Raw genomic sequence first — 26,275 nt, 5'->3', positions numbered from 1 at the left:
CGACGGCAAGGGGGTGCCGCCGAGAGGGCACCCGGGTTGCGTGAGCGCCCTGCACGGGCGCTGTGCTGGGATCACGTCGTCGCCTGGATACCGAGTCTCAAGACCTGGCATCCAGTGGCGGAGGTGGGATTCAAGCACAGGAAGCTCGCCATCAACGTATGGCGCGCCGACCGAGAAGGAGGGGACACCAAGACCCGCAAATCACGCCGCACGCTGGAGCTGCCCAAGCTGGCGGCGCAGGCTCTCCGGCAACACCACACCCACCAAGCCGCCCTCAAGCTCAAGGCCGGCGAGGCTTGGCAAGATCACCAAACGAGCGGGACTCGGAACCGCCTGGAGTCCCCGAGAACTACGTCACTCGTTCGTCTCCATCATGAGTGACCAGGGCGTACCGATCGAGACCATCGCCGATCTCGTCGGGCACGCGGGCACCAGCGTCACGGAAGCGGTCTACCGGCACCAGCTCAGGCCGGTGATCACCAAGGGTGCCCACCCGATGAACACCATCTTCGGCGACAGCCGACACGGGTAGAGAATCCGACTGAGATGGCTCCCCGATTGGCTCCCGTCGACTTCCAGACATGAGAAAAGGGCCTCTGGATTACTCCAAAGACCCTTCTCACCTGCATCTTCCTGGTGGGGTGTTCACGAATAGCCCCGACCTGGGCCGGAAGAACGGTCGAGAAGATCGCTTCCCGGCGTTGCGCTGATCGTTTCCCAGAGTGCGGGAGCGGAGGCCAAGGTCCGCGCCTGTGCTCTGGGCTCCGTGCAGAGCCACCTGGCCCTGCACGGAAACGCCGAGGAAACACCGCCCTCGTTAGAACTTGTGGCTCGACAGCCGAGTATTCGAACCTGGAAGCGGGAGACTTCATGATTCTGCGTCGAGCGACGTTCACTGGCGCAGCCTCGCTGGCTTGCGCGGCGCTGGTCTTGAGCGCGGCCCCGCCCTCCACCGCCTCGACAGCTGCCGCCCCCGTCAAGGTCGGGGATGTGCAGAAGGCGATGGAAGACTTGGTGAAGACGGGCCACGTGGTGGGAGCCATCGGCGAGGTGTACGTGGACGGCAAGCGGGTCGGGAAGGGCTCAGCCGGCTCCCGCCTGCTCGACGGCAAGGGCGGCGTGATCCCGGCGAGCGCCCGCTACTGGATCGGCTCGCAGACCAAGGCCATGACCGCCACCGCGGTCCTGCAACTGGTCAGGGAAGGCAAGCTGAGCGTGGACGACAAACTTAGCAAGGTCCTGCCCGAGGTGGCGGAGAAGGACCTGGTGGAGCGGGCCGACGAGATCACGGTACGCAACCTGATCCAGCTGACCTCGGGCATCCCCGACTACATCGGCCCGGACACCTCCGACCCCACGCGTAACTACCGCCCGACCGACCTGCTGGCGGCCTCACGCAAGAACGCCCGGCCCGTGGAAGTCGGGACCTTCAACTACTCCAACAGCAACTACATCCTGCTCGGCATGATCATCGAGAAACTGTCCGGAAGGTCACTGGCGGCCGAACTCAACCGCAGGCTCTTCGCCCCGCTCGGCATGCGCCATACCTACCTGCCCACGAAGGCGGGCCAGGGTATCAAGGGCCCGCACGGGCACGGCTACGCCCCGGACGAGACGGGCACGATGCGCGATGTCGACAAGATGATGAACGCCACCAGCATGCTCGGTGCCGGCGGCGTGATCTCCACCACGCGCGAGATGAGCGTCTTCCAGCGCGCCTTCCGCCAGAACAAGCTCCTGCCGGCGTCCCTGAGCAAGCTGATCACCGACCCGCCGCCCGGCCAGACGCCGCCGCCTGCGGGCGGCCCGTGCGCCGGCAACCCCGAGTTCGCCGCCGGAGGCGGAGGCAGCGCCCCCGGCTTCACCGCCGCGACCATCACCTCCTCCGACGGCCGTCTGCAGTTCGCCGTGTCCCTGACCCTGGCCATGGACAACGACGAGCGCAGCACCGTACCGTCGCGCATCACCAACGCCCTCAAATCGCTGTTCTGCCCCGCGAAGTGATCACTCCAGCCGCACAAGGCGAGCGTGATCAGATCATGATCGCCAAGTGCGGCTGGAGAATTGAGAACCTGTGGGCAGTCGTGGCACATACGCGGCACGGCTCTGCGACGCCGGATAACCGAAAGGGCCTTTCACGCACGTCAGCAGCGGAGCGGCTCCAAGATCCGGGGGCGTTCCTTTCGAAACGATCGGCTCAGCCTACGAGAGCGGGGGCAGTTCCGGCTGGGTGAGATACAAGTGACGGCCGACCGGACGGTCGCGCGCCCGTACGCCACCCAGCCGTCCGGCCCCCGGGTCGACTTCACCGCCAGCCTGCTTCCATTCGCCGGCCCACATCGCGTGGCCTATTGCACGGCCGCCGATCTCCCCGCCTTCGCGCGCACCCTGTGGGACGGCACGCTACCCACCCCCGCCTACGTCTCCATCCCCGATGGCAAGATGATCACGCCGTCTTCGGAACAGCCGGGCCTCACCCGCTGGCAGCTGTTCCATGGCGACACCTCTGCGGCGCCCATCGGCGAGACGGCACGACAGGCGCCTTGATCGCTTCCCGTGCGCCACGTGATCGTTTCCCGAACTCTGCCGAGGCAGTTCTGCACCTCCCGAGCGAGAAGTGCCAAGCGGGTGGATGTCAGGCAAGGCCGAGGGCTTCGCCATGCCCACCAGGCCATTCACCACACCCACACGACCGCGTGACAGCACCCGAGCCACTCATCTCGCCGGCTCTCGGACCCCAAACCAGCACGAACCAGATTCGGGAAACCCCTGAAACGACAAGATCCCGCCTGATCGCGATGATCAGACGGGATCCCGTCAACTTCAGTCCGGCCGTTTCAAGAACGGCCCCTGGTGGGGTGTTCACGAATACGTGCGACCTGGAGCAGGAGGGCCATAGGTAAGATCGCTTCCCGGAAGGGAAGTGATCGTTTCCCAGGCGGTAGCTGCGTGAGGTGAGTAGTCCGTGGCCTTCTTGTTGATGGTGTGCGGGCGGGCTGAGCTCCGGCGGTGGCGAGGCAGACCCGGTTTGATCAGAATGTAACTCATGAACGATGTGCGCATGCTGGATGGTTCAGGGCCTGTTGAGGTTGCGATCGGGGATGAGGGCGATCTCCCCGGAATTGTCGACCTCCTCAACGACGTGGCGGCGAATTCGATCGCGTCTTTCGACACCCGGCCGATCAGGGTGGATGAGCGGCGCGCCTGGTTCGAACGGTTCTCCTCCGCCGGCCCTTACCGACTGGTCGTGGCTCGACGAGACGGTCAGGTGGTGGGCTATGCCTGCAGTCAGCGTTACCGAGATCACGATGCCTTCCGGGAGACGGTTGAGCTCAGCGTCGCGATCGATGCCAGTTGCCGAGGCCTGGGAGTGGGGACATCGCTGTATCGGGCGCTGTTTGAAAGCATTGCCGACGAACCGATCCATGTGGCCGTCGTAGGCATCGCCATGCCCAACGATGCATCGGTCGCGTTGCATCGGAAGTTCGGCTTCACAGAGGTCGGGACGTTCCACGAGTACGCCGCCAAGAACGGTCAGTACATCAGTTCGCTGTGGATGGAGCGTCTTCTTTAACGGCCACCCGCAGCGGCATACGCCTGCGGCGGCCCTGCCGATCTTGGCGTCTTTCGCCGGAGATCATCTTGCAGTCTTCAGGGCCAGCGATGCCATCGCCGCCTACAGTGTGGAGTTGCAGCTATGCGCCGAGTGACGACGATGGTCTGGGACTGCCGCAAGGGAGGCAATGGTGACGTCGCTGCTGACAAAGCTGGAGCGGGCCGAGGAGTCCGCACGGCAGCAATGCGCCGAGCTGTCCAGGCAGATGGAGGAACTGCAGGAGCGGCTGGCCATGGCACAGCGGCGCCTGGAACGACTGGCCATCGCGCGAGAGGAACTGACCGCGCTGGAGTCGGCCGACGAGCCGGCTGAAGTGGGACGCGGCGAAGCTGCCAACGACGATCATCATGGGGCGAGCCACGGCGATCCGGAGACCGCCGGGCATGAGGAGGTTCCCCAGGAGCGTCCGGCCCTGCGGGGGCTGCGCAAGGACGCGGTGGTGTTGCTGGCCAGCTCCGACCAGCCGCTGCGGGCGCGCGATGTGGTGCGGGCGCTGGGTCAGCAGGATGTCCGCGGTCAGGTGGAGGGGATGCGCGCGCGGCTCAAGCGGCTGGTGGACGATGGCTGGCTGGCCGAGCGGGAGCAGGGCCTGTTCACGATCGCGGCCGGAGTGAACGGGTTCGGCGGCGAAGGGAGCGCCGCCACGAGCTGAGCTCGCTTGCCGGTCTGCCGGCTGGATCGAAAAGTGGTGCCGCCGAGTTGCAGCTCGACGGCACCGGGTTGCTTGAGCACCCAACAGACCTAACTCTTTGAAGGCTCGCGCCTTCTGAGCGTAACGCGATAGGTGATCGCTTGGAGGCTGTCGAGCCAAATGGCGGCTGCTTCTGCCCGGATGTCCGGGTTGTCTGGGGCGGCGGAGAGAAGGCTCGACCATGCCGTCGGGAACATCACGGGGTTCGGCGCGGGGTTCGGCGCGGGGTTCGGCGCGGGGTTCGGCGCGGGGTTCGGCGCGGGGTTCGGCGCGGGGTTCGGCGCGGGGTTCGGCGTCGTCATCGGGGCGTCGGAGTGCCCTCCGGCCACAGCCGGATCCCAAGCGAGGTCTCCAGCAGGGCGATGGTGGCCACGTCCGGCCAGGACTTTCCGGCCAGCAGGTCGGCGACGGACTGGCGGTTGACGCCGGAGGCGGCGGCCAGGCCGCGCAGGCTCAGGCGGCGTTCGGCCAGGATGCCGGCCAGGGTGGCGGCGATCTGCTGGATGACGGCGGCGGCGGGGTGGGCGGCGAGATCCGCGTGGGGCCAGGCCTGCGGGTCCTCGGCCAGATCCCGGGGGGCGGCCGAGCGCGCGCGTCCTCCGACCATGACAAAGCACTCCTTTCGGTGGATGTCGTCGCACTGCGTAACGGCTGCTTGTCCTGCCGCTATGGATGGGGTGTGACCCTCGATCCCGCGACCTCGGCGAAGATCACCGGCTACCGGCCGCAAAATGCTCCGCCGGAGTGGGAGCACATCTGCGGGCAGGTTCGGATGCTGGTCGCCGCCAGCGCCGACCGCTCCCCCTACAGGGTCGAGCGGCTGCTCACCGCGACCATGCGCCTGGCCGTGTGGTGTCACCGCTCCGGCCTGCCCGATGACCCGGAAGTGTGGTTGCGGCATGAGACGATTGACGCGTTCGTCCTGACCGGCTGCACCGATCTGGCGCCGAGTTCGGCGCAGACCTACCGGTCCTGGCTGCGGCACATGCGCGCCACGCTGGCCTGGCTGGAACGCGGCGAGCAGCCGCCGCCGCCGATGAAAGCCCCCAAGAAGGTCAGCCCGCCCTACTCGCCGGCCCAGCTCGGCCGCCTTCGCGGCTGGGCCGAACGCCTGCCCGGCCAGGCCAGAGGCGACGCGCTGGCGTTGATGGCGCTCGCGTTCGGTTGCGGTTTGACCTCTGGGGAGGTGGCCGCCGTCCGGACAGGGCATCTTCGTCACCTGGGCTCCGGCGCGATGGTGGTCACCGTCCCTGACACGCAGCGGTTGATCGTCTGCCGCGCCGCCTGGGAGGACGTCCTGGTTCATGCCGCCGACCGGCCCAGTGACGCCTTCGTCTTCCGGCCCGGGCGCGCCGCCCGGCATGCCAAGAACCTGTTCAGCTCCTGGACGGCTCGCCACCGGCCGACCGGCGGCCTGCCCGCCTTGTCGGTGCGCCGGCTGCGTTCCTCGTGGATCGTCGAGCTGCTGAACGCCCGCATCGACCTGGGAGTGGTGGCCGCCGCGGCCGGGATGAGCGCCTCCGCGCTGGCCCGCTACCAACATTTCGTCCCTGCTTTGGACGAGCCCACCGCGGTCGCGCTGCTGCGCGGCAGGCCCGACGAACAGGCCAGTTGAGTACGGCGAAGCCACGCGCCTGGCCGCCGCGCACTACCCGAGCCCGAGCCGCCCGGCCCAGGCCTCCTGCCAAGCAGAGGGCACAGATCCCCGACGCGGTCGTCAGTCACTACGCCCGGCTGCTGGACGACTCCGGCGTCCTGCCGCTGATCGACGCCGAACTCGGCCCGAGGCCCGGCCCGCCCGGGCTGCCCATCGCCGCGGTGCTGACCTGCCTGCTGCTGTCCATCAACCACACCGGCAAGGCCACTCTCGTCGAGGCCTGGCGGATCGCCGCGTTCTGTCTGACCGCCGCCGCACGCCACCGGCTCGGCCTGCCCGACATCAACCGCGAAGACATCCACCAGGTGCTCGCCTCCTCCCGCCGCTTCTACCGAGCCTTCGACCGGCTGACCACCGTGCTGGATCCAGCCCGCCACGATCGGCGCGCCCGCCTGCCCCAGCATCAGGCCGACGCGCTGGCCGCCGCCTGAGAGGATGACGACCCAGCACGCTCGCGTAGGCGGGAACTGTTGCAGGACATCGTCACCGCGCTGGTGCTCACCCCGGTGCGCTGGGCCAAAGGCCGGGGCTACCTCCGTCACTTCCGCGGCGATGTCGGCATCGACACCACCGCCGCCCCGGTCTTCGCCCGCCCGCCCCGAGCTCGCCGCTCCACCGGCGAACTGTTCGCCTCCACCGAGATCACCGCGGGCTGGCATCACTCGGCCGGAAACGGCCCACCCGAGTACGGCTACAGCGCCACCCTCACTGTCGCCGCCCGCACCCGCCCGGCACTCGGCTCCTTCCCGCAACTGGCGCTCGGCCTCGTCCTCGACACCCCGCACAAACGCATCGGCGCCAACGCCATCACCACCCTCAAACCCCTGGCCGCGCTCGGCTTGCCCGCAGCATTCGCCGCCGTCGACCGCGCCTACACCGACCAGCAACCCAGCCACTTCGCCCAGCCCGCACGCGCACTCGGCTACCGACTCGCCCTCGACTACAAAGTGGATCAACGGGGAGTGCAGGGCAGCGCCCACGGCGCGCTGCTCATCGACGGCCACCTGGCCTGCCCGCTGATACCCGGCCGACTCGCCACCGCCACCACCGGCCTGGACGACGCCGCCATCCGCACGCCATCGCAAGAACTCACCGCACTCATCAGCGCGCGAGAGCCGTACTTGCTGCGTCTCAAACAGAGCGCGAACGCAGACGGCACCATCCGCTTCCAATGCCCGGCAGCAGGCACCTCCCCGTCGGTCACCTGCCCCCGCTTCGACCGCCTCCACCAGCGCAGCCCCAGCCGACCTATCGCGGTCGACCTGACCGACGCCCGACAGCGAGCCGCCCACCCAGCGGCAAAACCCCGCATCTTGCCCCCGACCTCCGACCACAAGACCGGCGATCTGCCGAAGATCTGCCACCAGCACACCATCACCCTGAACAAGGACGACCTCGGCCACCTCGACAAATTCCGCCAGGACCTGGCCTACCTGAGTCCCGCCTGGATCAGGACCTACAAGTCTGTCCGCGCCAACACCGAAGGCATCAACGGCCGGCTCAAGGGACACGACCTCGACCTCGGCGATCCCAAGAACAGGCTCGCCCACGGCCGCGTCGCCCAGACCATCCTGGTCGCATTGCTCGTCACGGTCGCCAACGACCACTTCCTCGACCAGTGGCGCCACACCCACCAGCTCCAAAACGAGCCGATCACACCCGCCGACACCCCGCAGACTCCAGTCGAGCCCTTCGACGGCACGCCACCCGCAGGCCAGAGCAGACCACCACCCGCCCCATAAGCCACAAAACCCGCCACCCCACCGCAGCGCCCAGCCCACCGTCGGCTTCGCCATGCCCAACGGCCGGATCTCGGTCCTCCACCAGCGGCCTGACACCACCCGGGCCTTCCCGGACACCTGCTCCGCGATCCCCAAACCAGGACGAACCCGATTCGGAAACCCCTGAAACGACAAGATCCCGCCCGATCGCGATGATCAGACGGGATCCCGTCAACCTCAGTTCAGCCGTTTCAAGAACGGCCCCTGGTGGAGATGAGGGGATTCGAACCCCTGACCCCTTCGATGCGAACGAAGTGCGCTACCGGACTGCGCTACATCCCCAAGGACTCGACCAGGTTAGCAAACTCTGCGGGGTCCTCGCGCCATCGTTTCAGTCGCCCACCGCCCGCCTGGGCGGTTCGGCGTACTGATCGAACAAGACGTCCGCTTGCAGCGCCGCGAGATCGATGACCTCCGCCTGTGCGGCCGCCTCCGCGGCCCGCCGCCGCTCACGTGCCCGCCGCAGGCGCTCTGTGCGTGCCTGACGGCCCCGTTCGCGGCGTTCCCTATCCACTTGTACGGCGATGCGGAGAAACGCCATGTACGCGAACATGATGACGACCGAGGGCGCCACGCCCCACCACGGGATCATCTTGACCGCGGCCGTCACGACAGAGGCCAGTACCAGCAGCGCCGTGAAGAACAGCAGCCGCCGCCGGCGGGCCACGATGATGGCCCGGCGCCGGAGCCGGAACTGGCGAACGTCGACCTTCTCGACCTCGGCAGGAGACGACCCGTCGTCCTCGTCCGCGTCCGATGGGTCCAGGTTGTCGAGATCGGGAAGCTGGTGTTCGCCGGTGTAGTGCTCTTCGAGCTCGACCAGTTCGGCCAGGTTCGTCTTGTCTTTGCGCAGCCACATCGGGATCAGGACGCAAAGCCACATCACGACGATGACCAGATAGAGGAAGGCGCTGCTCACGACCACCTCCGGGCAGCACAAAGACGCAAGTGTGCTTGTCGCGCCTTCAATGTGCTCACGTCACGCACCGTAAGACCGCGTGTCACTAATTGACGAGCATTCGGTGCGGTGTGTCGCGAGATCGTCAAACCTCTTCGACGGAAGGCCCCCCGTGAGCAGCTGACTCACGCGCGCGACGCCACTGCACGAGAAGGCCGCCAGGAATGTCCTCAGCGGTCAACGCGTAGCAAATGTGGTCGCGCCAGGCCCCATCGATGTGGAGTTGGCGCCGCCGAATGCCTTCTTCCCGGAATCCGAGCTTCTCAACCACCCGGCGGCTGGCTTGATTCTCCGGACGGATGTTCGCTTCGAGCCGATGCAGGCCCGTGGTGAAGAAGCAATGGTCAACGGCCATGGCGAGGGCGGTGGGGGTGATCCCCTTCCCGGCGAGCGCGCCGTCGATCCAGTAGCCGACCTGGGCGGAACGGGCCGCGCCCCACACGATCGCGCCCACGGTCAGCTGCCCCGCGAAGCGCCCCCCGTACGTGACCACCCACGGCATCGCCAGGCCCTGCCGGGCCTCGCGGCGCAGGGTGCCGACCATGGAGACGTACGGGCCGAGCCCGGTCCTGAACAGCGGCGTCTCCGGATTGCTGGGCTCCCAGGGACGCAGCCAGTCGGCGTTTCGCAGCCGGGTCTCACGCCACACCCGCACGTCGCTCAGCCGCAGCGGCCGGAGGCCTACCGGACCTTCGTTGAGGGTCACCGGCCAGCCACGAAGTCGATCCACAACTCTCATCATCCCCCCATCGGGCACGATGTCGCCACGCATCATGGAATCGCGCTCAGCGCGGGTGATCGCCGCCCCGGATCTGATCGACCGCGTGCTGAAGAATCGGCGCGAGTACGGCGACGCCATCGCGTACGCCACCCGACGATCCGGGCAAATTAACGATCAAGGTGTTGCCCGCCTGCCCGGCCAGCCCTCTGGACAGTATCGAGGTCGGGACCTTTTCCCGATTCGCCTGCCGAATGGCCTCGGCTATACCGGGAATTTCCCGAGAAATTACCCTGGCCGTCATCTCCGGCGTCAGGTCCATGGGCGTCAGCCCGGTGCCCCCGGTGGTCACGACGACGTCGTACCCGTGCGCCACCCCCTCGCGGAGCGCATCTTCGACCGGCTCGCCGTCGGGCACCACCAGGGGGCCCTCCACGACCTCACAGCCCGCGTCGCGCCGCAGCAGGTCCACGAGCAACGGCCCGGATTTATCCGCATAAACCCCGGCCGAGGCCCGGTTCGACACGGTGATCACGAGTGCGCGGATCATTCCGGCTCCCTGGCCCAGCGACCGGTCTTCCCGCCCAGTTTCTCCTCCACCCGCACATCGGTGATCACCGCGGCCGGATCCACCGCCTTGACCATGTCGATCAACGCCAGCGCGGCCACGGAGACCGCCGTCAGCGCCTCCATCTCCACCCCGGTGCGGTCGGCCGTCTTCGCCCGGCAGGTGATCGCCACGCCCCAGTCCTCGACGTCCAGCGTGACCTTCACCCCGGTCAGCGCGATCGGATGGCAGAGCGGGATCAGGTCGGGCGTCCGTTTCGCCCCCATGATCCCCGCGATCCGCGCCACGCCCAGCGCGTCGCCCTTGGGCACCTCGCCGGACCGCAGCAGCGACACGACCTCGCCCGACAGCAGCACGCGCCCGGTCGCCGTGGCGGTGCGAGCCGTCACGTCCTTGGCGGAGACGTCCACCATGCGAGCGGCGCCGGTCTCATCCACATGGGTCAGCCCCGAGCCCGCATGGGTCAGCCCCGAGCCCTCCGAGTCGCTCACAGCCGGATCACCTCGACAGTCGTCCCCTCGGGCAGCTCAGTCACGTCCTCCGCGACCACGATCAGCGCGTTCGCCGAGGCCAGGGCGGCGAGCTGGTGCGACCCCTGACCGTGCAGCGGCGACACCGTGCCGTCCGAAGCCAGCACGCCGCGCAGGAACGACCGCCGCCCGGCGGGCGAGCGCACCGGCCCGGTCAGGCGGGCGGGCATCGATTCGGGGATGTTCGCGGGGAGCCCGCGCATCTTGTCGAGCGCCGGACGTACGAACAGCCTGAAAGACACAAAAGACGACACCGGGTTGCCAGGCAGCGCGAAGATCGGCACCTGGTCCTCTCCGAGCACGCCGAACCCCTGCGGCATCCCCGGCTGCATCGCCACCTTCTCGAACCGGACCGTCCCCAGCGGCGACAGAGCCTCCTTGACCGGCTCGTACGCCCCCATCGACACCCCACCGCTGGTGATGATCGCATCGGCCCGCACCAGGTGGGTGTCGAGCCGATCGAGCAGTACGCCCGGATCGTCCCCGACAGAACCCGCCCGGTAGCCCTCGCCCCCGGCCTCCCGCACGGCGGCGGTCAGCGTGAAACTGTTGGAGTCCCAGATCTGCCCGGGAGCCAGCGAACCGCCGGGCTCGACCAGCTCCGCGCCCGTCGAGATGACGACGACCCTGGGCCTCGGCCGCGCCAGGACCCGCCGCCGCCCCACCCCGGCGATGATCCCGAGCTGGGCGGGCCCGATCACCGTGCCCGGCTTGAGCACGACCTCGCCGGCCTGCACGTCCTCCCCTGCCCGGCGGATCGCGTTGCCGACGCTCACCTGGCGCGAGATCTGTACGGAGACCGTCCCCCCGTCCGTCCACTCCACCGGCACCACGGCGTCGGCCCCGGCGGGCATGGGCGCGCCCGTCATGATCCGTACGGCGTGCCCGGGCCCCACGGCCCGCAGCTCCCCGGACCCGGCCGCCACATCGTCGGTCACCGGCAACGTAACCGGAACATCCGAAATATCGGCAGCCCGTACGGCATAGCCATCCATGGCCGAGTTGTCGAACGGCGGCAGCGGCACCGGCGAGACCACCTCCTCGGCCAGCGTCGCCCCGAGCGCCTGCTCCAACTCCAGCTCAAGCGGCGCCAGCGGACGAACGGTGGCCAGGATCTCAGCCAGATGCTCGTCAACCGATTTCATCGAGGAACTCCCGCAGCCACGGCACGAACTCGGGCGCCAGGTCCTCCCGGTCCGCCGCGAACTTCACCACCGTCCGCAAATAGTCAAGCTTGTCGCCGGTGTCGTACCTGCGCCCTCTGAACAGCACCCCGTGCACGGGCCCACCGTCCCCGGAGGCGCGTCCGGCGAGCGTGCGCAGCGCGTCGGTGAGCTGGATCTCGCCCCCGCGGCCCGGCGGCGTGTTCTCCAGCACCTCGAACACCGCGGGATCGATCACGTAACGCCCGATGATCGCCCAGTTGGACGGCGCCTCGTCGGCCGGCGGCTTCTCCACCAGGTCGGTCACGCGTACGACATCGTCGTCGGCGGTGGCCTCGATGGTCGCGACGCCGTACAGGGAGACCTGCTCCTTGGGCACCTCCATCAGCGCGATCACGCTCCCCCCGAACGTGTCGCGCACCTCGATCATGCGCTTGAGCAGCGGATCGCGATAGTCGATCAGGTCGTCGCCGAGCAGGCAGGCGAACGGGTGGTCGCCGACGTGCTGCTTGGCGCAGAGCACCGCGTGGCCGAGCCCCTTGGGCTCGCCCTGACGTACGTAGTGGAGCGTCGCCAGCGAGGCCGGCTCGCGAACCTGGGACAACCGGTGCTCGTCGCCCTTGGCCTCAAGGGCCTCCTCCAGCTCGAACGCGCGGTCGAAGTGATCCTCGATGGAGCGTTTATTCTTGCCGGTGACCATGAGCACGTCGAGGAGCCCAGCGGAGGCTGCCTCCTCGACGACATACTGGATCGCGGGCTTGTCGACGATGGGCAACATCTCTTTCGGTGTCGCCTTGGTCGCCGGAAGGAACCGGGTGCCCAGACCCGCGGCGGGCACGACGGCTTTCGTCACAGGGTCGAAGTCAGCCATGAGTAGACCCTAGTGGAGGTACCTGTGGACAAGCTGAACCTGCGTCGCGACCTGAGCTCGGCACGCGCCTCCCTCTCCCCCGAACAACAGCGGGCAAACGCCGTCAAGATCCGCGAAACGCTGCTCGACCAGCCGTGGGTTCAGATGGCCGGTCTCGTGGCCTGCTACTGGTCGACGGGGTCGGAGCCGGACACTCACGGGCTCGTGTTCGCTCTCTGGAAACATGGAGCCACCGTTATCCTCCCCGTCCTGCTTGAGGACTTCGACCTGGATTGGGCGGTGTACGACGGACCCGACTCGCTCACTCCGGGCCGCTTCGGGATCATGGAGCCGGTCGACACCCGCCGCGGCGTCGACGCCATCCGCACCGCCGCGCTCGTGATCGTCCCGGCCCTGGCGGTGGACAGGACGACGGGTGTACGTCTGGGACGCGGCGGCGGCTCGTACGATCGAGCCCTGGCCAGGGTGGGCCCCAACGTCCCGACGGTCGCGCTGCTGCACGACGGCGAGCTGATCGACGGCATCCCGGCGGAGCCTCATGACCGTCACGTCCGTTTTGCCGTTGCACCAGGGGGACTCACTAGGCTTATGTGACCGCAGGTACGAGAGGGGGCCAGATGACACTGGATGTCTGGCTTCTTCTTGGTGCCGCGATTGTCATAGCGGCCATCGCGTCCGTACGCATCGCGCACCGCACCGGCCTGCCCAGCCTGCTCGTGTACCTCGGCTTCGGCCTGGTCCTGGGCGAGGCCGGGTTCGGGATCCCGTTCGACAACCCTCAGCTGGCCCAGCAGATCGGGCTGACGGCGCTGGCGGTGATCCTTGCCGAAGGTGGACTTACCACGAACTGGTCGCATGTGCGGCGTTCAGTCCCCTTGGCCCTGATCCTGGCGACCGTGGGCGTGGCGGTCAGCATCGGCGTGGTCGCGCTGGGCGTACAGGCGATTCTCGGCATAGACCCGACGACGGCGCTGATCCTCGGCGCGGTGCTCGCCTCCACGGACGCCGCCGCGGTCTTCTCCGTGCTGCGCAGGCTGCCGCTGCCGCCCCGGCTGGCGGGGGTGCTGGAGGCCGAGTCCGGCTTCAACGACGCCCCCACGGTGATCGCCGTGGTGCTGCTCAGCGGGGCGTCGCGCTCTTCCGCGTCCGTGGGAACGTTCCTTCTCGAGACCTCGGTCGAGCTGATCATCGGCGCCGCGGTCGGCCTGGCCGTCGGCCCCGCGGGCGCGTACACGCTGCGCCGCGTCGCGCTCCCCGCCTCCGGCCTCTACCCCCTCGCCGTGCTCTCGCTCACCTTCGTCTCGTACGGCGGCGCCGTGCTGCTGCACGGCTCGGGGTTCCTGGCCGTCTACCTGACGGCGTTGATCCTGGGCAATTCGCGGCTGCCGCACCGGGCGGCGACCAGGGGGTTCGCGGAGGGGGCGGCGTGGCTGGCGCAGATCGGGCTGTTCGTCATGCTGGGCCTGCTGGCCAGCCCGAAGGAGATGCCGTCGTCCCTCGTGCCCGGCCTGATCGCCGGCACCATCCTGGTGCTCCTGGCGCGGCCGCTCTCCGTCGTGGTGAGCTCGCTGCTGGCGCGGGGGCTGCGGATAGGCAGGGTGAGCTGGCGCGAACAGGCGTTCCTGTCGTGGGCGGGGCTGCGCGGTGCGATCCCGATCGTGCTCGCCACCATCCCCTGGGCGTCGAACGTGACGGGGTCCAAGGAGATCTTCAACGAGGTCTTCGTGATCGTCATCGTGTTCACGCTGCTGCAGGGGCCGACGCTGCCGTTCGTGGCCCGGCTCCTCGGGGTGGCCGCCCCCGGCGAGGCACACGACCTGGAGGTCGAGGCGGCTCCGCTGGAGGAGCTCAAGGCGGACCTGCTGCAGGTCAAGGTGCCTTCCGGCTCGCGGCTGCACGGCGTGGAGATCTTCGAGCTCCGCCTGCCCGCCGGGGCGCAGGTTACCCTGATCGTCCGCGACGGCAAATCCTTCGTCCCTACCGGGAGCACCAGGATCCGGGTGGACGACCAGCTCCTGCTGGTCACCACGGCCTCCTGCCGTGACCAGGTCGAACGCCGTCTGCGCGCCGTGAGCCGCAGCGGAAAGCTGGCGGGCTGGTACGGAGAGCGGGGACTGGAATAGGCGTTTGACCTAATCGGTTACCATTAGCAGTCGCATCCCTCGAGTGCCAGACCTTAAGGAGGAGCGCGTGCCGACGTACCAGTACGCCTGCAACGACTGCGGCGAGCAGCTCGAGGTCGTTCAGAAGTTCACCGACGACGCGTTGACGATCTGCCCTGCCTGCGAGGGAAACCTGCGCAAGGTCTTCTCGGCCGTCGGCATCGTGTTCAAGGGCTCGGGCTTCTACCGGACCGACAACCGCTCGTCGTCGACCTCGACTTCCCCGGCGTCCTCTTCTTCCTCGTCGTCCTCGTCGTCGAAGCCCGCGGAGGGCAAGTCCGCGGACACGAGCTCGTCCACCCCCGCCGCCGCCCCCGCCGCGGCCTCCAGCTGACCTTCCCAGGCAGCCACACCCAGGACCTGGCCGCCCCAGCGGCCATGGACACCTGGGCGGGGTGTCCGTGCGCGCTCGCATATGCGCGGGATCTTCATGTACGCGTCAGGCGGACGTGAGGCACCAGCCCACGATCGCCCTCAACCGTGCCTCGCGTAGGACCCCATCCGCCTTGCACCCGCACCCTTTAGGCGAGCCCACATCGGCCCTGCGCACCTCACGGCGCACCTCACGCGTGCGCCGCAGCCGTATGAGGGGGGGTCAACGCGCCTGAATGCGCACATCGCCAACGGCAGACGATGACCTCTGCCCCTGGTGACCCATCGGGATCCGGAATCGAGTTATCCACAGAACAGGATTCGGCCCGCCCTGACCCATCCCCGATCCGGCTACTCTCTCGCCCATGGTCACTCGCGCAGACATCGGCGTCATCGGCGGTTCCGGCTTCTACTCACTGCTCGACGACGCGGAAGAGATCAAGCTCTCCACACCCTACGGCCCTCCGAGCGACGTCGTCACGGTCGGCCGCATCGGCACACGTTCGGTGGCGTTCATCCCCAGACACGGACGAGATCACCGTTTCCCACCGCACCGCATCCCCTACCGCGCCAACCTCTGGGCACTGCGCATGCTCGGCGCGCGCCAGGTGCTCGCGCCCAGCGCCGTAGGCTCGCTGAGAGCCGAGTACGGCCCGGGCGCCATGGTCATCCCCGACCAACTCGTGGACCGCACCTCAGGCCGCGCCCAGACCTATTACGACGTGGACGGCGCGGTCCACGTCTCCTTCGCCGACCCCTACTGCCCGTCAGGCCGTGCCACCGCGGTGAAAACCGCCCGCTCGACCGGCTGGGAGACGGTCGACGGCGGCACTCTGGTGGTCATCGAGGGCCCGCGGTTCTCGACGCGGGCGGAGTCTCAGTGGTTCGCCGGCAACGGGTGGTCGATCGTCGGCATGACCGGTTTCCCCGAGGCCATCCTGGCCCGCGAGCTGGCCCTCTGCTACACCTCGCTCTCCCTGGTGACCGACCACGACGCCGGGATCGAGGCCGGCGAGGGTGTCACGCACGACGAGGTCCTGAAGTTCTTCGCGCAAAACGTCACCCGCATGCGCGCCCTGGTGGCGGAGACCGTACAAGCCCTCCCCGAAGAGCGCACCTGCCCGTGCGGGTCGGCTCTCGACGGCATCAAGCTCCCCTTCGAGCTGCCGTGATCCGGGCCTGGCTGATCCGCTACGGCCGCCGTCGCCGCCTCGTTGCGGCGGCGCTGGCCGCCCTGGCCGTCATGTCGGCCTTCATCGCCACCCGCCCCGAGCCGTCGCCCACGGTCCTGGTGGCCGCCCGCGACCTGTCTCCCGGCCTCCTCGGCCCGGGCGACCTGACCCCTGCCGCCCTCAACCATCCACCCACGGGCGCCGTACGCACGGCCGCGGCGGGGCAGATCCTGGCGAGCCCCATGCGCAAGGGCGAGCCGCTGACGGATGTCCGCCTTCTCCACTCGTACCGGCTCCCGCCGGGCATGGTCGCCGCCCCGGTCCGCATCGCCGACGCGGCGGCCGCGAGCCTCCTCGCCCCCGGTGCCACGATCACCGTCCTGGCGGCCGACGAGGAAACCCGCCCGGCCCGCGCAGTAGCCGAAGACGTGAGGGTCATCACGATCCCGCAGACATCCAAGACCACGAGCGAGTCCCACGGCGCCTTGGTCGTGCTCGCCACCACTCAGACCCAGGCCGCCGAACTCGCGTCCGCCCAGACGACCGGCCACCTTTCGATCACCATCAAAGCTAGCACAACGTAATCACTCGGCTACGATCTTCCCATGAGTGGTTTCAAGAAGTTCCTCATGCAGGGGAACGTCATCGACCTGGCCGTGGCGGTCGTCATCGGGGCGGCTTTCAACTCGATCGTGCAGTCGTTCGTGGCCGACCTCCTCACCCCGCTGATCTCGGCGTTCGGCGGCCTGCCCGACTTCTCCTCGCTCAAGGTCACGATCGGCCAGTCCAACTTCATGTACGGCAACTTCATCAACGCGGTCATCTCGTTCCTGATGGTCGCCACGGTGGTCTACTTCCTGCTGGTGAAGCCGTACACGCACCTCAAAGACCGCAACTCCGCCAAGATCGAGTCGAAGACCCGCGACTGCCCCGAATGCCTGTCGGAAATCCCCAAGGCCGCGTCCCGCTGCGCCTTCTGCAGCTCACAGGTCGCGTAGAGCTACAGCAGCGAATCGTTCTTGGGGTCGTACTCCCAGTGCCATGGCTCGAACGGGCCGCTGTAGGCCCAGGAGGGATGGAACCACCCGTACCTCTTGGAGTTCTTCTCCATCCAGACGAACTCCGTCGACCCCGACCTCTCCACCCCACCACACAGGTCCACGGCCAGCCCGAGCCCATGGTTACTACGCCCCGGCACGGCGGCGAACCCCGGCCGCCGATAGTAGACCGACTGCTGCTCGGCCAGGCTCCGATAGGCATCGGTGACGCACATGTTCTTCCCGAACCGCTTCCGGTAAGCCTCGTTCAGGCTCACGAACGCGATGGTGGCGTCGGCCCTCAGACTGAACCCCTTCTGCTGCAACGGACAGAGCATGGTCTTAGGAATCAGCCCGTTGGGATAGTCGTTGGCCGTCGCCGCCCGCAGCGGGTTGCACCCCAGCGCCGCCCGCCCGACCTTGTCGATCTTGATGCCCATCTTCACGAGCTGAGCGGTGAGCGACTTCACGATCTTGTCGGAACGCTGCCGCAGCGTGTCCACCTCGACCGCCAGCTGCGCCTCGGCCAGCAGGTTGCCCGCCCGCAATTCCTGCGCCTCCGCGGCCAATCCCTCGGCCTGCTTGTACAGCGCGCTGGTCTGTTCGACGGCCTGCTGCCGTACGGAGACGATCTGTGTCACGTCGCTGAGCGCCCGCAGCGTGGTCTCGTCCGCGGTCCCGGACAGGAACGGCACGATCCCGTCCGCCATGATCGGCTGCTCATACAGCAGTTCGGCCATCTGCGACACCGGCTGCCGCATCACCGCCACCCGCCGCTCCAGATCCTGCAGCGACGCCAGTTTGGTCTTCAGCTGCTTCTCAGAGGCGGCGATGTCCGTCCGCCGCTTCTCCAGGGCCTTGGTGGCGTCCTCCAGTTCCTTGGCCGACCGCTCGGCCTCTTTCCGCAGCCCGGCCAGGTCACCCGGATCCTGCCGCTCCTGCGCCGGTACGACCTGCGCCTGAGCGCGCCCCTGCTCGGAGGGCACGAAAAGAGAAGCCACCGCCATGACTACCGCGATCAGACCCGCTGATCGAGGGGCTGGCACGTTCGACTCCTCCGTTTGCAAACTCGTTACCTGGGTCCGGCACGCACGTTACTACAGCCCCCCGCGTGCCCGGACCGAACTCGGGAGAGCTGTTATGAGACAAAAAGCGCACTCTGTCCGCCCACCCCCCACAACCAGCCAGATCCCGCCACCCGATATCCCCCGAAACACCGCCCACTCAGATACCAGGCACCAAACTGCCACCGACCCTCAACCCCACCCCTCCCTCCCCATCCCGGCACAGATCCCACAACCAGGTGTCCGCCCACTCCCCGGGACACCCAACCTGAGTCCGCACCGGAGCCGGCGTTACAGGCTTCTCACGCCCAGGCTCCGAATCCACCGCAGCCGGCACCGGCGGAACAGGCGGAACAGCCTCCACCCGCGGCCGACTCACCACCCGCACAGGAGCCGGCACACTCCCCTCGTACACCCGATCCGGATGCGCCGGCGCCCGCACCACCACCGGCCCGAACCCCACCCGCACAACCCGCCCGGGACCCACCGCGGGAGCACTCCCCTCAAACCCCCGCATCTCCCCAGCCAACAACCCTCCAGCAAGGATCGCCGGCGCCAACAACGCCCCAAACAACACGACAGGCCGCCGCCGCGCCTGCTTGTATCGCCTCCTGGTCACAGGCAGACGGTATCCACGCGGGATGCGCAAGATTCTGACCACTTGTCATGCCTTTACCGCAGCTCAGAGCACCCATAACCAACCCGACCAAACTCACCCCGCCTCCACGTCCCACGCAGTGCCAGACTTTCGCTAGGCTTACGAGCGTCCGCCTCCGTAGCTCAGGGGATAGAGCACCGCTCTCCTAAAGCGGGTGCCGCAGGTTCGAATCCTGCCGGGGGCACGCATCTGACCAGGTATTTTGGCCCCCGACCTGCGGCTTCCCGGCCGCAGGTCTTTTGCTTAGTGGACCTTGATAGGCAGCCGAGGGCGCCCGTATGCAGCCGTAGGACCATGATCCAGGGATATGGTCGGGATGATCTTTCGGACGTTTTCCCAGGTCAGTGGCCCCGACCGGGGCCATCCGAATCTCTAACAACCCCCACGACCCACCCGGGCCGTGGAACCAGGACCATCCTGGCGCCCCTCACCGACTCGAGACCGCCGAAGCCATCAGCATCAGAAGAAACCTCATAGCGGCTCTTATGACGTGCGAGTTCGGCCTCTCTCAACGCCCCGACCGAACCTGGAGCCGCAGGCCCCGTTGAGCGCCACCCGTCCCGCCGTCGCGGCCACAGCCGGGCGACGCACCCTCTTCCGGGCTCGAACTCGACCCCAGTCGCTACCGAGCCGATCTCAGGGAAGCCGTCTCGACCGCCGTCCACACGCCCGAACCCACCCCGACGAGGACATCCGGCACCGCGTCAAAACCAAGTTCAAGACACCTCGCCCGACTCGCCGAACAACCGGCTTCAGGCACCTATCCCGCGAGTTTCGATATCGCTCCCCGCAGCGCTTACCGAATGCTCAGCTCGATCAGAGCATAACAGATCGCGAATTGAATCCGACTTAGCTTTCACGACTCCAGTCGAGCAAACCCTCAATTCCGCCGACTGGCCAATAGAATGATGACTAGTAGTGCTATGGCGAGATTCGCCATTAAGGAAATGTTCGGCCTATTCAAACTTGCAAGGAGAGAATATGCCGATATGACAACTTCGACACCGATGACAACACCTCTCCCCCAGCGGATTCGCCGAACGATCGCGAAGCTCAACACGGCTGGAAGAAGGGCGCTCCCGAGAATGAAGATCGACAGAGGCGGCAGTATGACCATCTCCTGATCAGCGGTATATCCATTGACGATCAGGATGATCTTGGCCGTGAGTCCGACCAGCGCAATGGCGGATTGCAACAACATAAGAGTACGAACAAGCCGTGCTGTGCGATCACTGAGTCCCACTGGATATTCCTTTCCCTCGATCGCAGAGCCGCCGGTGGACTGCGAGGCCACCGGCGGCTCCTACATACTTACAAGTACTTCGTCGATGCCCTGAACCAGCAACTCTGCAGGTTCATCGGGTCGGCAACCAGCGGCCCACCCTTCATCGGGAATTGTACAGTGACATTCATGGCGTGTCGGATGTCGTCGAACCAGCAAAGACCCAGTATTCCCTCACAGTCCACTGTGAACGGCCTGATCTTGCCGGGGGCTGGTATTTGCACCCACAGGTCTCCTGCTTCGCCGTCTACTGAGTAAGAAGCCGAGTCGCTTGTCTTGCTGAATCCGACTCCACCCACGCCGGTGTCAATACTGATGCTTCCCACCGTCAACAAGAATTTTGCGGTGGTGGCGAGTTTTACCTTGATGTTTTTCACCAGGTTCTTGTTCGCGGCTTTGAAAGCCGACGTCATCTTGACCTGGCTCCAGCCCTGAAGCTCCTCGATCCGCACGCTCGTCGGACCGCCCAGCGTGTAATTGTGCACCCCCGACCAGCGCAGGACTCCGCCCGACTCGAAGCTCATGCCAGACATGACGTTCTGCTTGCCGTAAGTGTCGAAGCGGCAGATGTCCTGCCCGAAGTCGCACTTAAGATCGTAGCCAAAAACGGTCTCGCCGTTCTTGCCCTTACCGCACCAATTCGATGCTGCCGCCGCCGCCATGCCTTGTGCGATAGAGGAGGTGCTCCCGCACCCGTCCGGTCCCGGACCCTCGAGGATCATGTCCATGTCACTGACGTCGACGTCGACGACCACGGATATGAGCCTTACGGCACCGCAATCTGTGAAGGAATAGTCGAACGTGTCGGTCAGGTCACTCGGCTTCGACAGTTGATTGCCGTCTTTATCCGTCGTGACGTCGGTCCAACTCCGGCTGACGATGGCCCGAAGCGTGGGAGTTCCGTCCGGCGACGTGTAGGCAAGCGTATTACTGAGAGAAACGGACGTGCCCGTTCGATCTATGTTGCTCTTCTCCAGACCTTCCCTCTCTGCGAGCAGAATCGGATTGGTGAGCGACAGCTTCGCGGTGACCGGGCTGCGCGGATCCAAGCCGTCCGACTGTTTTTGTGCTTTCGCCATGCTCACGCTGCTTGACCAGACATCCGGGTAGGTGCCTTCCACGACGCCGCTCTGTCGCAGATAGTATTCCTGCACCGTCACCTTGAGAGACCCCTGGCTGACCGGTGATTCGCATTCTGTGGGGGGAGCGGGCAGAGCTCGCGGAGTCAGCGAGATGCTTTCCCACTCTCCTTTGCCGAAACGCGTCTTCGCAGCGACTTTGATCGTGTAAGCCTCACCATTCGTCAAGCCGGTGATGGTTGCCGAGGGCATTGTGGTCTGGACGGAGCGCACGCTCTCGCCCGCCGATGAGACCGCCTCCACATCGTATCCGTCCAGCAGCGCGAGAGAACCGGTGCTGGAAGGGATAGCCCAAGAGACTATGGCTCCCCCGTCGCCGGGCTGACCGGAGAGGTCTTGGACCTTACTAGGCGGGCCGGCGGGCGTGTAGCCAATCTTCAAGCTAGGCGGCGTCGAAGCGGTCGGCTCCGCAAAAGTGACCGTTGTCGGATTGTCGGTCTTCACCAGCAGCCACGAGTACTGATCTCCGATGACGTCAACCTTGGGCTGAGCGACGGTCACGGAATACTTTGAGGCATCGTTCGTGGTTTCGACGACAGTGCCGATTGTGGTCTCACTGGTGACCGGTGAGTCCAGGCGCGTGATCGTTATCGGCGTGTCCTGAGGACATGAACCGCCGGAACACGTTGGTGTGCCGAGATCCAGCAGTGCCTCGACCGGTACGGCATCGTCTGGAAGTTCGTCCAGCCTAAATCCGATCATCGCGGCGGTCTTGTCGGCACCGCTACCGCCGATTCGTATCATCGAGTCATCGGTCACCGTGCATGGTGACCCACCGCAGGCGGTGGGGTCGGTCTTGGCCGTCTTGATGACGAAGCTGTCCTTGCCGAGGGTCAGATGCCGGACGTCCCCAGTGGGCGGCGGCGGAGGTGTACCAGGCGTTGTGAAAGCGACAGCGGCCGTCTTAGCGGTGCAGACCTCTTCGCTGCCAGGGTCTTGCGGGCCGGTGACACAGGACGTCATCTGCCACTTGTACGTGGTGCCGGGTTGCACAGTGTTAGGTGGAATTTGGAAGGAGGCTCGCTCGCCGCCGTTGACCGTGCGGCTGCCCAGCGGGGCGGAGCCGACTGGCGCGCCCTGGTTGTCATACAGGTAATACTTCGCCGTGACTGCTCCGCCGGAGGGGCGGTGGACCATGCCGGAAAGGATCGGCTGCGTCGGCTCGGCCAGGCCAGTCTCTGTGTCGGACGGCAACACCGGCGCATCAGAGGTGATGCGGTAGGCCGGGCTCTCGTTGCAGGCCGGCGGGGTGATGCCGCTGCGGCAGGCTTTGACGACGAACTTGAAGCTCGCCGGGTTGTCCATGGTGAAGACTTTGTCCAAGACCTGACCGGAGGGAATGTTGTTGTGGGTCGTGGTGCCAGGCACGCCGACCATGGTCCGGATCTCGGCTGCCGTCAGCACTCGCTGGTAGACGTGGAGGTCGTCGATCGATCCCTTGAGGTTGTCGGCGATGACTCGTCCACGGCCGATCTCGAAGGCACCCCGGGCATTCCACGTGGCGGTGTAGTCGCGCTCTCCTGCCAGCACCCCATCCACGTAGAGCCGGATCTTGTGGGCGCTGTTGTCGTACTGGGCCGCCAGGTGCGTCCATTCGCGGACCTTCGCCAGGCTCTTGGGAGACACCGGAACCTCGCGGATCGTGTTCGGCTCATCCGCTGTGATCATAGTGAACCACCAGCGCTGGTCGTACTCCGGCGCTGACGATATCTCATACTTCAGGGAAAACCCGGGCTGGTTGACGCCCATCTGCGAGAAAACGGTCTGCGCTTTGGTGCTGTCGTCCAGCCGCACCCAAGCCGCCACCGTAAAGCTCTGATCGGTGTTGAGGACCGGAGCACTGGTAGCGCCCTGCCCGCCGGCCAGTGTCAGCGCTTGGCCGAGTTGTCCAGAGACGCGGCTGTAGGAACCAGTCAGTGCCAGGGGCCGCATATTGCCGGAGGAATCGGCTGCACTCGCGCCGCTCGTCTCATCGAACTTCCAGAATGCGGCCTCGCCCGCGGGCAGCTGAGCAGCCGGAGGCGTCATCGTGGAGTCGTTCACGGTCACCGTGTAGTCCAGGCCCGTGGCCTCAGGGACGCTGGACTTGTAGGTCACCTTGACGTTGGTGCTGCGTGCGATGGCGTCGTTGCCGTTGAGGGAATCGATCGACTCGGCGGTGACGGTGGGAATCTCCGGCGGCAGCACCCAATCGACGCTCAGCTTGGGCACGTTCTGGCCCCACAGCTGCGCCCAGAAGGAAAAGTCCTCCCACAGGGACTTGGGTATCGGAGTCTCTGTGGACAGCCGCAGCATCAGGCCGTGATTCGGCGTCCCGGAGGACCAGGCCTGGGTCATCGCGGTGAGGTCCCAGCTCCACACCGAACCCGCGGTGCGGGGCAGGGAGCAGGGGTCGATGGAGGAGCGTCCCTCGGCGGTGGTGGTGGGCTGGTTGCTCCAGAAGGTCTGGTCGGCAACCCAGGACTGAGTGATCCGCTGAGCGACGATGCCCTGGAACGCGCTGCAGGATGTGGCATCCGTACGCAGCATCAGCTGCATGGTGGACTTGACGACCTGGCGGCCTGCGATGGGCGCGGTGTCGAAGGTCATCAGCGCCCGGCTGGTGTCCTCGTACTGGGTGCAGTTCGGATAAGGCGAACAGGTCTGGTACTGGCGTCGTCCGACGTATCCGGGGCTGATCTGAGTATTGGGCGATCGGATCCCGACCTCTTGAGTGATTCCCAAGGTGGTGGTGGGGTCCACGGTCACCGGGTATTGAGTGGCCGGGTCCTTCAGCCACGCGAGGTCCGGCTTGAGGACCAGGACCGTGCGGTCGTCCTTGGTTTCTACTTCGGTCTCGATGGTCGTCTGGCGACCTGGCCGGTCGGTGGTGGGTTTGTCGGTGGCCGCGTCCCACATACGCGGGGTCGGGGCCGACATCACCGTCTTGCCCTTGCTGTCGGTGAGCTTGAGGCCGTCGTGCTTGGTGGTGGAGAGCGTCAGCTTGTCCGTCGCGACCGGGATCCGGAACTCCAGCGGGCCCGTGGGCCTTTCGCGAAGCAGCACGTCATGCCGAAAGCCGGTGGGCAGGGCAGTGACGACAAGGTCTGCGCCGGCTCCAGCTGCATCGACGTACCGGGCGACGTTGCCGGTGACCTCCGGCCGAGGTAGGTCCTTCAGCCACGACAGGGCAAATCGCTGACCTTTGTCACGTTCCATCGACGCGAACGGGCTGCCCCCGCCAAGCGACAGCGTGACGTCGGCTTTGGCCAGTCGCGGCTTCAGCACACCGTCCCGCTCCACGAGCGTGGTGTCGATCCAGGCCCAGGAGCCGTCAGCCTGCTTCAACTGAGCAGGGCCGCCATAGGATTGCGTGGCCAGATGGCCGTCAGGATAGGCCCACGTGCGCGAGGACTCGGTGTAGACGTCCTCGACCGCCGCCGGCTTACCCTGCTTCCTGGCCTCCTCGATCGCCGCCCGCAGCGGCGCGTCCGGGTCTGCAGGGCGGGGGAACGTTGTCACCCTGGGAACGGGAGCGCTCCCAGAAGCGACCTTCGGATCTGGATCGGCCAAGGCAGCAGAGCCGGCACCAGCTACCAGCAGCGACGCTGCCACCGTAAGCGCCGTTGCTGTGGCGAGCTGCCTGCGCGTTTTCCCGGCAGGCCTCGCCAGGTTGACTAACTCGTTCACTTACCACCTTCCAATGAAGTTGTGGAAATGACAAACAATCCTTACCTGCCTTCTTGATCACTGATCAATATGAGATAGATCACCATAAATTGGATCTAAATACGTGTAACGATCTGGAGCTCCAGAACGATTAGTCGCCTCACATCCCAGCTATCCGGCGACATGTAGACGATCTGTAGATGTGACTGTTCAGGTCAACCCGTGAGTACGCAGATCGGCATCCGGGGGTTACCGAACAGGGCGTTGTGAAGGGCGCGGGCGGCGCGCATGGCCGTTCTTGCAGACGGTGAAGACATAGCTACGGACGGCCAGGAACGTCTGGGACCTTTTGAGCGCGCGGAAGCCACTGCCGACCTGGGTCTTCGTCTTAATCATCCAGATCGCTCGCTCGGTAACATTGTTGAAGAAAGCAACGGCGAACGCAGAAATTCCCCCTTATGCTCCTGCAATCGCAAGGCGCGATTCCGCGCTGACGCCTGTTTCCCCTGCTGGAGTGGATGTACCTCCAGTGCGCGGGTGACGATCTCATCGAACAACGGGCCAGGTCGCCGTACCGGTAGCCGGGCGTACCCCTTCTCCCGCCAGGCAGCTACCCACCGGTGACCGTCGCCCAGCAGATTGACCAGGTCACTGGCCCAGCCGTCGGCTTGGACCACCTCATCGTGCTCGGAGATGCCTGTGGGCTCACTGGGCGAGCCGGATCGCGACCCCGGCGGTCGCGTGATCACCGTGGCCTTCCTTGCCCTTGGCGCCAGCCTGCCCATTCCCACGGCGGGCACGGACGCCTCCGACGCCTATGGGTGCCCGTGTCATCGACCCTGATCGATCCCGGCTCGCTGGCCTTCGACCATCTGACCATCCTGCGTGACGCGCTGGAGCGGGCCCGGTCACCACTGGAGTGCACGACGGTGGCAACGGCGTTCTGTCCTGAACCTTTCACCGTCTCCGAGCTGCGCAGAGTCTACGAGACGGTGTGGGGGGTGAAGCTCGATCCAAGCAACTTCCGGCGCAAGGTCACGCGTGCCGACCAGTTCCTGGAGGCGACAGGGGAACGGCGGCTCGCGGATCCGGGCCGCCCCGTACTACATTCGTAGATCCGGTGGGAGTGGATCGCCGCGCTGCCGATAGTGGCTGGTCAGGGCGCGCGTCTGGTGAAGCCGCCGGAAT

The 26,275-nt window shown here is 66.5% G+C and carries 24 protein-coding genes, 2 tRNA genes and 1 pseudogene; 16 read left to right on the top strand and 11 right to left on the bottom strand.

Annotated elements, in window-relative coordinates; translation table 11 throughout:
- Window positions 1–13: 13 nt before the first annotated feature.
- The 5 genes from ABZS69_RS09875 to ABZS69_RS09855 all read left to right on the top strand — a co-directional run bounded on the left by ABZS69_RS09875 (window position 14) and on the right by ABZS69_RS09855 (window position 4,268).
- Window positions 14–532, top strand: coding sequence for a tyrosine-type recombinase/integrase (locus tag ABZS69_RS09875; RefSeq protein ID WP_355369841.1), 519 nt, complete (start codon window positions 14–16; stop codon window positions 530–532).
- Between the two features lie 470 nt (window positions 533–1,002).
- Window positions 1,003–2,004 carry a serine hydrolase domain-containing protein gene (locus ABZS69_RS09870; RefSeq protein WP_355369174.1) on the top strand — a complete coding sequence of 334 codons (1,002 nt, stop codon included), beginning with the start codon at window positions 1,003–1,005 and terminating at the stop codon, window positions 2,002–2,004.
- A gap of 237 nt (window positions 2,005–2,241) precedes the next feature.
- Complete coding sequence (locus ABZS69_RS09865) at window positions 2,242–2,547, top strand: hypothetical protein (protein ID WP_355369172.1); 306 nt, start codon at window positions 2,242–2,244, stop codon at window positions 2,545–2,547.
- 499 nt (window positions 2,548–3,046) lie between these two features.
- The gene (locus ABZS69_RS09860) at window positions 3,047–3,574 is read left to right on the top strand and encodes an N-acetyltransferase family protein (RefSeq protein ID WP_355369170.1); all 528 of its coding nucleotides are present in this window, start codon (window positions 3,047–3,049) and stop codon (window positions 3,572–3,574) included.
- A 169-nt stretch (window positions 3,575–3,743) separates the two neighbouring features.
- Complete coding sequence (locus ABZS69_RS09855; RefSeq protein ID WP_355369168.1) at window positions 3,744–4,268, top strand: hypothetical protein; 525 nt, start codon at window positions 3,744–3,746, stop codon at window positions 4,266–4,268.
- Between the two features lie 337 nt (window positions 4,269–4,605).
- Here the strand turns inward: ABZS69_RS09855 and ABZS69_RS09850 are convergent, their stop codons facing one another.
- Window positions 4,606–4,914, bottom strand: coding sequence for a helix-turn-helix transcriptional regulator (locus ABZS69_RS09850; RefSeq protein ID WP_355369166.1), 309 nt, complete (start codon window positions 4,912–4,914; stop codon window positions 4,606–4,608).
- 72 nt (window positions 4,915–4,986) lie between these two features.
- Between ABZS69_RS09850 and ABZS69_RS09845 the strand changes: the two genes are divergently transcribed.
- Genes ABZS69_RS09845 through ABZS69_RS09835 form a run of 3 tightly spaced genes read left to right on the top strand, consistent with a single transcriptional unit; the run spans window position 4,987 to window position 7,706 of the window.
- Complete coding sequence (locus ABZS69_RS09845) at window positions 4,987–5,922, top strand: hypothetical protein (protein ID WP_355369164.1); 936 nt, start codon at window positions 4,987–4,989, stop codon at window positions 5,920–5,922.
- On the top strand, window positions 5,919–6,395 hold the full coding sequence (locus tag ABZS69_RS09840; protein ID WP_355369162.1) for a hypothetical protein: 477 nt from the start codon (window positions 5,919–5,921) through the stop codon (window positions 6,393–6,395). Before ABZS69_RS09845 ends, ABZS69_RS09840 begins: the two co-directional genes overlap by 4 nt.
- A gap of 39 nt (window positions 6,396–6,434) precedes the next feature.
- Entirely contained in the window at window positions 6,435–7,706 is a 1,272-nt protein-coding gene (locus ABZS69_RS09835; RefSeq protein WP_355369160.1) for a hypothetical protein, read from the top strand.
- Window positions 7,707–7,950: 244 nt separating this feature from the next.
- Here ABZS69_RS09835 and ABZS69_RS09830 read toward each other — a convergent pair.
- The 7 genes from ABZS69_RS09830 to galU form a co-directional block, all read right to left on the bottom strand.
- Window positions 7,951–8,027: transfer RNA gene (locus ABZS69_RS09830), tRNA-Ala, on the bottom strand.
- A gap of 49 nt (window positions 8,028–8,076) precedes the next feature.
- Window positions 8,077–8,664: a hypothetical protein gene (locus ABZS69_RS09825; RefSeq protein ID WP_355369158.1), complete on the bottom strand. Its 588-nt coding sequence runs from the start codon at window positions 8,662–8,664 to the stop codon at window positions 8,077–8,079.
- Window positions 8,665–8,788: 124 nt separating this feature from the next.
- Window positions 8,789–9,442 carry a GNAT family protein gene (locus ABZS69_RS09820; protein WP_355369839.1) on the bottom strand — a complete coding sequence of 218 codons (654 nt, stop codon included), beginning with the start codon at window positions 9,440–9,442 and terminating at the stop codon, window positions 8,789–8,791.
- A gap of 46 nt (window positions 9,443–9,488) precedes the next feature.
- Window positions 9,489–9,971: a MogA/MoaB family molybdenum cofactor biosynthesis protein gene (locus tag ABZS69_RS09815; protein WP_355369156.1), complete on the bottom strand. Its 483-nt coding sequence runs from the start codon at window positions 9,969–9,971 to the stop codon at window positions 9,489–9,491.
- Window positions 9,968–10,480: a cyclic pyranopterin monophosphate synthase MoaC gene (gene moaC, locus ABZS69_RS09810; protein ID WP_355369154.1), complete on the bottom strand. Its 513-nt coding sequence runs from the start codon at window positions 10,478–10,480 to the stop codon at window positions 9,968–9,970. The genes ABZS69_RS09815 and moaC overlap by 4 nt, the downstream gene beginning before the upstream one ends.
- The gene (gene glp, locus ABZS69_RS09805; RefSeq protein ID WP_355369152.1) at window positions 10,477–11,664 is read right to left on the bottom strand and encodes a gephyrin-like molybdotransferase Glp; all 1,188 of its coding nucleotides are present in this window, start codon (window positions 11,662–11,664) and stop codon (window positions 10,477–10,479) included. The genes moaC and glp overlap by 4 nt, the downstream gene beginning before the upstream one ends.
- Window positions 11,651–12,553 carry a UTP--glucose-1-phosphate uridylyltransferase GalU gene (gene galU / locus ABZS69_RS09800; RefSeq protein WP_355369150.1) on the bottom strand — a complete coding sequence of 301 codons (903 nt, stop codon included), beginning with the start codon at window positions 12,551–12,553 and terminating at the stop codon, window positions 11,651–11,653. The genes glp and galU overlap by 14 nt, the downstream gene beginning before the upstream one ends.
- A 24-nt stretch (window positions 12,554–12,577) precedes the next feature.
- On the opposite strand from galU, the gene ABZS69_RS09795 reads away from it, so the two are divergent.
- The 6 genes from ABZS69_RS09795 to mscL all read left to right on the top strand — a co-directional run bounded on the left by ABZS69_RS09795 (window position 12,578) and on the right by mscL (window position 17,257).
- Window positions 12,578–13,147 carry a 5-formyltetrahydrofolate cyclo-ligase gene (locus ABZS69_RS09795; protein WP_355369148.1) on the top strand — a complete coding sequence of 190 codons (570 nt, stop codon included), beginning with the start codon at window positions 12,578–12,580 and terminating at the stop codon, window positions 13,145–13,147.
- Between the two features lie 23 nt (window positions 13,148–13,170).
- A complete protein-coding gene (locus tag ABZS69_RS09790) occupies window positions 13,171–14,676 on the top strand; it encodes a potassium/proton antiporter (protein ID WP_355369146.1) in 1,506 nt (501 codons plus the stop codon).
- Window positions 14,677–14,743: 67 nt separating this feature from the next.
- On the top strand, window positions 14,744–15,049 hold the full coding sequence (locus tag ABZS69_RS09785) for an FmdB family zinc ribbon protein (RefSeq protein WP_355369144.1): 306 nt from the start codon (window positions 14,744–14,746) through the stop codon (window positions 15,047–15,049).
- 403 nt (window positions 15,050–15,452) lie between these two features.
- Entirely contained in the window at window positions 15,453–16,259 is an 807-nt protein-coding gene (locus ABZS69_RS09780; RefSeq protein WP_355369142.1) for an S-methyl-5'-thioadenosine phosphorylase, read from the top strand.
- Window positions 16,256–16,843 carry an RcpC/CpaB family pilus assembly protein gene (locus ABZS69_RS09775; protein ID WP_355369140.1) on the top strand — a complete coding sequence of 196 codons (588 nt, stop codon included), beginning with the start codon at window positions 16,256–16,258 and terminating at the stop codon, window positions 16,841–16,843. The genes ABZS69_RS09780 and ABZS69_RS09775 overlap by 4 nt, the downstream gene beginning before the upstream one ends.
- A 21-nt stretch (window positions 16,844–16,864) precedes the next feature.
- Window positions 16,865–17,257, top strand: coding sequence for a large conductance mechanosensitive channel protein MscL (gene mscL / locus ABZS69_RS09770; protein WP_355369139.1), 393 nt, complete (start codon window positions 16,865–16,867; stop codon window positions 17,255–17,257).
- A gap of 2 nt (window positions 17,258–17,259) precedes the next feature.
- On the opposite strand, the gene ABZS69_RS09765 is transcribed toward mscL, so the two are convergent.
- On the bottom strand, window positions 17,260–18,297 hold the full coding sequence (locus ABZS69_RS09765) for a D-alanyl-D-alanine carboxypeptidase family protein (RefSeq protein WP_355369137.1): 1,038 nt from the start codon (window positions 18,295–18,297) through the stop codon (window positions 17,260–17,262).
- 832 nt (window positions 18,298–19,129) lie between these two features.
- On the opposite strand from ABZS69_RS09765, the gene ABZS69_RS09760 reads away from it, so the two are divergent.
- Window positions 19,130–19,202: transfer RNA gene (locus tag ABZS69_RS09760), tRNA-Arg, on the top strand.
- Window positions 19,203–19,898: 696 nt separating this feature from the next.
- Here the strand turns inward: ABZS69_RS09760 and ABZS69_RS09755 are convergent.
- The gene (locus tag ABZS69_RS09755; RefSeq protein ID WP_355369135.1) at window positions 19,899–20,312 is read right to left on the bottom strand and encodes a hypothetical protein; all 414 of its coding nucleotides are present in this window, start codon (window positions 20,310–20,312) and stop codon (window positions 19,899–19,901) included.
- 17 nt (window positions 20,313–20,329) lie between these two features.
- Window positions 20,330–25,108, bottom strand: coding sequence for a LamG-like jellyroll fold domain-containing protein (locus tag ABZS69_RS09750; RefSeq protein ID WP_355369133.1), 4,779 nt, complete (start codon window positions 25,106–25,108; stop codon window positions 20,330–20,332).
- Window positions 25,109–25,786: 678 nt separating this feature from the next.
- Here ABZS69_RS09750 and ABZS69_RS09745 point away from each other — a divergent pair.
- Window positions 25,787–26,166: pseudogene (locus ABZS69_RS09745) on the top strand (NUDIX hydrolase); the annotation flags it as partial.
- Window positions 26,167–26,275: the final 109 nt, after the last annotated feature.

This window comes from Nonomuraea sp. NPDC005650, assembly GCF_040605375.1.
Classification (GTDB): domain Bacteria; phylum Actinomycetota; class Actinomycetes; order Streptosporangiales; family Streptosporangiaceae; genus Nonomuraea.
This window is presented reverse-complemented; position numbering and strand designations above follow the sequence as displayed.